7 protein-coding genes are annotated in these 6831 nt (G+C 68.5%); 4 read left to right on the forward strand and 3 right to left on the reverse strand.

Annotated elements, in window-relative coordinates; all coding sequences use genetic code 11:
- The 3 genes from hisG to A5758_RS14190 all read left to right on the forward strand — a co-directional run bounded on the left by hisG (position 1) and on the right by A5758_RS14190 (position 2872).
- A complete protein-coding gene (hisG, locus tag A5758_RS14180) occupies positions 1-858 on the forward strand; it encodes an ATP phosphoribosyltransferase (protein WP_067201021.1) in 858 nt (285 codons plus the stop codon).
- A gap of 122 nt (positions 859-980) precedes the next feature.
- On the forward strand, positions 981-1490 hold the full coding sequence (locus A5758_RS14185) for a DUF4126 domain-containing protein (protein WP_067200706.1): 510 nt from the start codon (positions 981-983) through the stop codon (positions 1488-1490).
- Positions 1487-2872, forward strand: coding sequence for an FAD-containing oxidoreductase (locus A5758_RS14190; protein WP_067740850.1), 1386 nt, complete (start codon positions 1487-1489; stop codon positions 2870-2872). Before A5758_RS14185 ends, A5758_RS14190 begins: the two co-directional genes overlap by 4 nt.
- A gap of 87 nt (positions 2873-2959) precedes the next feature.
- Here A5758_RS14190 and A5758_RS14195 read toward each other — a convergent pair whose 3' ends face one another.
- Both A5758_RS14195 and A5758_RS14200 read right to left on the reverse strand, forming a co-directional pair.
- Positions 2960-4255 carry a DEAD/DEAH box helicase gene (locus A5758_RS14195; protein ID WP_067740854.1) on the reverse strand — a complete coding sequence of 432 codons (1296 nt, stop codon included), beginning with the start codon at positions 4253-4255 and terminating at the stop codon, positions 2960-2962.
- A 264-nt stretch (positions 4256-4519) separates the two neighbouring features.
- On the reverse strand, positions 4520-5398 hold the full coding sequence (locus A5758_RS14200; RefSeq protein WP_067201019.1) for a RecB family exonuclease: 879 nt from the start codon (positions 5396-5398) through the stop codon (positions 4520-4522).
- Positions 5399-5471: 73 nt separating this feature from the next.
- Between A5758_RS14200 and trmI the strand changes: the two genes are divergently transcribed.
- A complete protein-coding gene (trmI, locus tag A5758_RS14205; RefSeq protein WP_067740867.1) occupies positions 5472-6314 on the forward strand; it encodes a tRNA (adenine(58)-N(1))-methyltransferase TrmI in 843 nt (280 codons plus the stop codon).
- A gap of 116 nt (positions 6315-6430) precedes the next feature.
- Here trmI and A5758_RS14210 read toward each other — a convergent pair whose 3' ends face one another.
- Positions 6431-6724 carry a DUF503 domain-containing protein gene (locus tag A5758_RS14210; protein ID WP_066946832.1) on the reverse strand — a complete coding sequence of 98 codons (294 nt, stop codon included), beginning with the start codon at positions 6722-6724 and terminating at the stop codon, positions 6431-6433.
- Positions 6725-6831: the final 107 nt, after the last annotated feature.

Consider the following 6831-nt stretch of genomic DNA (forward strand, 5'->3'; position numbering starts at 1 on the left):
GTGCTACGGGTCGCGGTTCCCAACAAGGGCACGCTGAGCGAGCCGGCCAGCGAGATTCTCGCGGAGGCGGGCTACCGGCGTCGCACCGACTCCAAAGATCTCACCGTCATCGACCCGGTCAACCAGGTCGAATTCTTCTTCCTGCGCCCCAAAGACATTGCGATCTATGTGGGTTCGGGGCAGCTGGACTTCGGCATCACCGGACGGGATCTGGTCCGCGACTCGGACGCGCCGGTGCACGAACGCCTGGCGTTGGGCTTCGGGTCGTCGAGTTTTCGGTATGCCGGGCCGGCCGGGCGGGACTGGACGACGGCCGATCTGGCCGGCAAGCGGATCGCCACCGCCTACCCGAATCTGGTCCGAAAAGACTTGGCCGAGCGGGGCATTGAGGCCACCGTCATCAGGCTCGACGGTGCGGTGGAGATTTCGGTACAACTCGGCGTGGCCGACGCCATCGCCGACGTGGTCGGCTCGGGACGCACCCTGAGCCTGCACGACCTGGTGGCATTCGGCGACCCGCTGTGCGATTCGGAGGCGGTTCTGATCGAGGGCGCCGACCCTGACGGCCAGAACGGGACACGGGCGGCGCGCGATCAGCTGGTGGCGCGGATCCAGGGTGTGGTGTTCGGCCAGCAGTACCTGATGCTCGACTACGACTGCCCGCGTTCCGTCCTGGAGAAGGCCACGGCCATCACGCCCGGACTGGAGTCACCCACGATCGCGCCGCTCGCCGATCCGGACTGGGTCGCCATCCGTGCGCTGGTGCCGCGCCGGGGCGTCAACGAGATCATGGACGAGCTGGCCGCCATCGGCGCCAAGGCGATTCTGGCTTCCGACATCAGGTTCTGCCGCTTCTGATCGAACGGGTGCGGTGACCGCGGCTGTGTTAGCGTCCGCCTAGGGCTGTTTCGCCCGTGTCACCCCCATGGGCCGTCATCCCTGACCGTTGCCGGGCTGTTCGTTCCCTCAGGAGGGTCTTCGTGACACACGCGCTTATTCTGCTGCTGGCTCTGTTGATCGGTGTCGTCGCCGGGTTGCGCTCGCTGACGGCTCCCGCCGTCGTCGCCTGGGCCGCGTTTTTGGGTTGGATCGACTTGCACGGCACGTGGGCGGCCTGGATGGCCAACATCATCACGGCGATTGTGTTCACCGTTCTCGCCATCGGCGAACTCGTCAACGACAAGCTGCCCAAGACGCCGGCCCGCACGGCGCCGCCGATCTTCGCCGCCCGGATCATCATGGGCGGGTTGGCCGGCGCGGTGCTGGGCGCATGGCCGCACTGGACCTATACCGCGCTCGGGGCTGGCGTCATCGGCGCGGTGCTCGGCACCCTAGGCGGCTATCAGGCGCGCAAACGTCTCGCCGCCGTGGCCGGTAAGGACTTGCCCATCGCGCTGCTGGAGGACGCCGTCGCGATCTTGGGTGGGTTTGCCATCGCTGCGGCGACCGGTCACGTGCTGACGGAGTACCTGCTGACGGCGGTTAAGTGACAGAGCATTTCGACGCCATCATCGTCGGCGCCGGACAGGCCGGGCCACCGCTGGCGGGGCGACTGACGGCGGCGGGGCAGCGCGTCGCGCTGGTGGAGCGCAAACTCGTCGGCGGCACCTGCGTCAACACCGGATGCATCCCGACGAAGACGCTGGTGGCCAGCGCGTACGCCGCCCACCTCGCGCGGCGCGGTGCGGACTTCGGGGTTTCTACCGGACCGATCAGCGTGGACATGGCCAAGGTCAAGGTGCGCAAAGACGACATCATGCTGGGCGACCGCAAGGGCGTCGAGGACTGGCTGGCGGGCATGGACGGTTGCACCGTCTTTCGCGGGCACGCCCGTTTCGAGGATCCGCACACATTGCGTGTGGACTCGCAAAATGGGCAAGACGTGCTGCACGCCGACCGGATCTTCCTCAACGTCGGTGGCCGCGCGGTGGTCCCGGACATCCCGGGCCTGTCCGACATCGAGTTCCTCACCAACGTCTCCATCCTCGAACTCGACACGCTACCAACGCATCTCGTCATCCTCGGCGGTAGCTACATCGCGCTCGAGTTCGCGCAGATGTACCGGCGGTTCGGGGCCCCGGTGACCGTCGTCGAGAGGGGTTCGCGCCTGGCGTCCCGCGAAGACGAGGACGTCTCCGCCGCCGTCCGGGCCATCCTGGAGGGCGAGGGCATCGACGTCATCGTCGGCGCCGACGACGTGCGGATCACCAAGACCGGCAACGGTTTTGAGCTCACACCTCGTATCGGTGCGGATCCCATTGCCGGAAGCCACCTGTTGCTGGCCGTCGGCCGGCGACCCAACACGGACGATCTGGGGCTTGAGGTGGCGGGTGTGCGGACGGACGCCCGCGGCTACATCGTCGTCGACGATCAGCTCAAGACCAACGTCGACCACATCTGGGCGATGGGCGACTGCAATGGCAAGGGGGCGTTCACCCATACCTCCTACAACGATTTCGAGATCGTCGCCGCCAACCTGCTCGATGACGACCCGCGCCGGGTCAGCGACCGCATCACCACCTATGCGCTCTATATCGACCCACCGCTAGGGCGGGCCGGCATGACCGTCGACCAGGTCCGCGCGTCGGGGCGCAAGGCGCTCGTCGGTAAGCGGCCGATGACCAGGGTCGGCCGGGCGGTGGAAAAGGGTGAGACGCAAGGCTTTATGAAGGTCGTGGTCGATGCCGAAACCCGGGAGATCCTGGGAGCGGCCATCTTCGGTGTCGGCGGCGACGAGGCCGTTCACGAAATCCTGGACGTGATGTCGGCCAAAGCGCCCTACACCACGCTGGCGCGCACCATGCACATCCATCCCACCGTCAGCGAGCTCATTCCCACCATGCTGCAGGAGATGACACCGCTATCGGACTAGTGGCGATCGCAAGCGCGGTGTAACCGGGCGCTGGGGGTACCCCCGCGGAGCTGGGGGACGGGTCGCCACCGTCGAGTAAGTCGCCCTCTACCGCGACGCGGTGGCGGGGCGACGGGAACGGCGTCGCCTGCTACGCGCGGCGGCCGGACCGTGGCCGGCAACCGCGGTCGGCCCGGGCCGGCGGGTCGGGGCTGAGGCGGGCGCGACGACCTTGCGGGGCGCGGCCTCGCCGGCCAAGGCGTGGATGACGGGGGAGGCCGCCGAGACCTGTTGGGGAACGGCGCGAATGGCCGCCTTGCGCATCATCGATTCGGTGTCACGGCGTTGTTCGGGCAGCGCGATGGTGACCACGTCACCGGAGGCGCCGGCGCGGGCTGTGCGGCCGGATCGATGCAGGTAAGCCTTGTGCTCCGCTGGCGGGTCGACATGGACCACCAGGTCGACGTTGTCGACATGCACGCCGCGGGCGGCGATATCGGTTGCGACGAGGACTCGCGCGTGTCCGGCCGCGAACGCCGCCAAGTTCCGGTCGCGCACGGCTTGGGAAAGGTTGCCGTGCAACTCCACCGACGCGATACCCGACTGCGTGAGTTGGCGGGCCAGCTTCCGGGCCTGGTGCTTGGTCCGCATGAACAGGATTCGCCGCGAGTCTCCCGCGGCCAACCGGTGTACCAAGTCCTTCTTGGCTTGCGGGCCATCGACACAGAAGAGGTGATGCGTCATCGCAGGGGTCAGCGACGCCGGGTCCGCGACCGAGTGTGTCACCGGGCTGGTGAGGAATCGCTTCACCAGGATGTCGACCGCGGCGTCCAGCGTGGCCGAGAAGAGCAGCCGCTGGCCGGTCGCGGGGGTGGCCGCCAAGATACGGGTAACGGTGGGCAGGAAGCCGAGATCGGCGAGGTGGTCGGCCTCATCGATGACGGTGACCTGCACCGCGCTCAGATCGATGACGCGTTGCTTCATCAGGTCTTCCAGGCGGCCCGGGCAGGCGACGACGATGTCGACCCCGGACTTCAGCGCCGCGACTTGTCTGTGCTGCGGCACCCCGCCGAAGATCGTGACCACGCGCAGGCGCCGAACCGCGGCAAGCGGTTCGATGGTCGCGGCGATCTGGGTCGCCAGTTCACGGGTGGGGGCCAACACCAGCCCGGTCGGCCGGCCCGGCCGCCGATTACCGGCATCGAGTCGGCTTACCAGCGGGATCGAGAACGCGAGCGTCTTGCCGCTGCCGGTCTTGCCGCGGCCCAACACATCACGGCCGGCAAGCGTATCCGGCAAGGTCTCGATCTGGATGGGAAACGGCCGGTGAGCGCCGCCCTTAGCGAGCGCGTCAACCAACGGCTGGCTCACGCCGAGGTGAGCAAAAGTTGTGTCTTCAAGCATATTTCATTGTCCCTAAGCATCGGTGGTAGCGAGATTGCCCGTCTGGCAACATCGATCGCCGCGACTCGAGGCTGTGCGGTGCGCACCTGGTCATCTCGGACTCGGCGCCCCGCGGGGATCTGAGAGGAAATAACGAATCGATCACGACGTGCTGGCAAGCCTTTCGGCGCCAACGTTGTCAACAGCATACCCCACTAGCGGTGAGCCGGTTAGTCGGCGGTTACGCCACAGAGACCCTCGTCACATTCTTGGGTGAGCGGTCGGTCATGCCGTCGGCTCGGCTTGATGCGAAACCTCTTGTGCCGCTGTGTATTCCGGCCATCCCGGATAAGTCGGCGGCGTTCCGCCGAACAGCGGGCAGTGCTGCTGGTGGGGGCACCAGTCACACAACCGCGACTGGCTGGGACGGAAATCGCCCGTCTGCCCGGCGGATTGGATCGCACGCCAGATCGCAATCAGGGTCTTCTCAAAACGCAGCAACTCGTCGTGGTCGGGCGAGTAGTCCAGCACTTGGCCGTCGGCGAGGTAGATGAGCCGCAGCCGGGTGGGGGGCACGCCGCGGGTGCGCAACAGGGCAACCGCGTAGAACTTCATCTGGAACATCGCCTTGAATTCGGCCAGGGCCCGCGCGGCCGGCGGCGCCTTGCCGGTCTTGTAGTCGACCACCCGCAGCTCGCCGGTGGCGGCGACGTCGATCCGATCGATGAACCCGCGCAGCAGCGTGCCGTCGGCGAGCTCGACCTCCACGCGCTCTTCGCAGCGGTGCGGGTCGAAGCGGGTCGGGTCCTCGAGCCGGTAATAGCCGGAGAGCAGCGCACGGGCCTCGGCGAGCAGTTGGCCGCGCTGCGCGGGATCGAACTCGCCGGCCAGGTCGGGCGCCGCGGCGATCACCTGCTCCCAGGCCGGCTCGACCAGTGACAACGCGGTGTCGGGGCCGCGCTGGGCGGCGGGCAGGCCGTAGAGCTGCTGCAGGGCCGCGTGCACCACCGAGCCGCGCAGTTGTGCGGCCGACGGCGCCTCGGGCAACCGGTCGATCGCCCGGAACCGGTACAGCAGCGGGCACTGCTTGAAGTCGGCCGCCCGCGACGGGGAGAGCGCCGGTTTCGCAGCCGGCCGCGTGCGTGTCAGCGGCTGGTCGATCATGAGCGCAGCGTAGAACCGGGTGCCGACAACCCCGAGCACCGCCCGCGGCGAGTCGGCTGGCACGCTGGACGGCGTGTCCGCAACCGGCCCGTTCACCGTCGGGGAACGCGTCCAACTCACCGACGCCAAGGGCCGGCACTACACGATGTCGCTCACGCCCGGCGCCGAGTTCCATACCCATCGCGGCTCGATCGCCCACGATGCGCTGATCGGGTTGGAGCAGGGCAGCGTGGTCAAATCCAGCAACGGGGCGCCCTTCTTGGTGCTGCGCCCGCTGCTCGTCGACTACATCATGTCGATGCCCCGCGGGCCGCAGGTCATCTACCCCAAGGACGCGGCGCAGATCGTGCACGAGGGCGACATCTTCCCGGGCGCCCGCGTGCTGGAGGCCGGGGCCGGATCGGGGGCACTGACCTGCTCGCTGCTGCGCGCGGTCGGGCCCGAGGGGCGGGTGGTCTCCTACGAACAGCGCGCCGATCACGCCGAGCACGCCCGTCGCAACGTCTCGGTGTTCTATGGCCAGCCGCCGGACAACTGGGAGCTGATCGTCACCGACCTCGCCGACTCCGATCGGCCCGACGGCTCCTTCGACCGGGCGGTGCTCGACATGCTCGCGCCGTGGGAGGTGCTCGACTCGGTGTCCCGCCTGCTGATCCCCGGCGGCGTACTGATGATCTACGTGGCGACCGTGACCCAACTGTCGCGCGTCGTGGAGGCTTTGCGAGCCCAGCAGTGCTGGACCGAGCCGCGGTCGTGGGAAACGCTGCAGCGCGGCTGGAACGTGGTCGGCCTGGCCGTTCGGCCGCAGCACTCCATGCGCGGGCACACCGCATTCCTGGTCTTCACGCGACGCCTCGCGCCCGGCGTCGTCGCCCCCGCGCCGTTGGGCCGCAAACGCGAGGGCCGCGACGGCTAGCGGCGATCGCAAGCGCGGCTTAGCCGGGCGCGGCGAGTCGTCGCCAACGGCTAGCGGCGATCGCAAGCGCGGCTTAGCCGGGCGCAGCGGGTCGTCGCCAACGGCTGAGCTTTGCCCTAGTCGTCGCTGCGCTGCAGGCCGCGCCGCACCGACAGCAGCTCGAACTCTGGGTGCGCGGCCACCAGCCGTTCGGCCGCATCCAGGACGTCGACCGCGTGGCTCCGATCGGCGGACACCGTGGCCAGACCGATGCCCGCGCGCCGGTAGAGCTCATGTGAACCGGTCTCGGCCGCCGACACGCTGAATTTGCGCCGTAGCTCGGCGACGACGGGGCGGATCACCGACCGTTTCTGCTTGAGCGACCGGACGTCGCCGAGTAAGACGTCGAACTCGAGCCAGCCGATCCACATGCCTGGTGTCAACCGGGTGGCTCCGGGGTCGGACCGGGCTCCGGGGCGGGTGCGGGAGCTGGGGCCGGACCGGGCTCCGGGGCGGGTGCGGGAGCTGGGGCCGGTGC

This window comes from Mycobacterium sp. 852014-50255_SCH5639931 (genome assembly GCF_001665605.1).
Classification (GTDB): domain Bacteria; phylum Actinomycetota; class Actinomycetes; order Mycobacteriales; family Mycobacteriaceae; genus Mycobacterium; species Mycobacterium paraffinicum.

Excerpts from the sequence above, each read along its gene's own strand:
- A5758_RS14195 (WP_067740854.1), bottom strand. The coding sequence starts at position 4,255 with ATGCTTGAAGACACAACTTTTGCTCACCTCGGCGTGAGCCAGCCGTTG.
- A5758_RS14200 (WP_067201019.1), bottom strand. The coding sequence starts at position 5,398 with ATGATCGACCAGCCGCTGACACGCACGCGGCCGGCTGCGAAACCGGCG.
- A5758_RS14210 (WP_066946832.1), bottom strand. The coding sequence starts at position 6,724 with ATGTGGATCGGCTGGCTCGAGTTCGACGTCTTACTCGGCGACGTCCGG.